Origin of the sequence: Mesorhizobium sp. M8A.F.Ca.ET.202.01.1.1, assembly GCF_004791595.1 — a bacterium.
In the GTDB taxonomy this organism is placed as follows: Bacteria; Pseudomonadota; Alphaproteobacteria; order Rhizobiales; family Rhizobiaceae; genus Mesorhizobium.
In genome coordinates this window covers 1-296 of the sequence record NZ_SRUN01000258.1, presented here as the reverse complement: position 1 = coordinate 296, position 296 = coordinate 1, and the positions used below count along the sequence as shown (strand labels likewise).

The 296-nt window shown below is 69.9% G+C and carries 1 pseudogene; it reads left to right on the top strand.

The features are described 5' to 3' along the window. Positions 1-97: 97 nt before the first annotated feature. Positions 98-296, top strand: a pseudogene (locus EN845_RS34755) (hydrogenase expression protein HypE); the annotation flags it as partial.

Sequence of the window (296 nt, the reverse complement as noted above, 5' to 3'; positions counted from 1 at the left end):
CTCGCACCTCGCTCTGGTGTTCGCGGCCGGCGTCTACCTGCCGGCGCCGCTGGTCGCGTGGTTCCAGCATGTCGCCGGTATCCTGGGGTGAGGCTTGATGAGCAGGAAAAGCATCCCCGCACTCGCGGATCTCGTCGAAGCCGGCCGCCGGATCGAGCATCACGCCCCCTGGCCGCGGGCGCTGGTGACGCCTAAGGCCTGGAGTCTCGCCGTCGAGCAGCTGGCCGCTGGCCGCTGGAGCCTGCTCGGCCTTTGGGGAGAGCCGGACAGGGTGCACATGGCGCTTCTCGACGAGG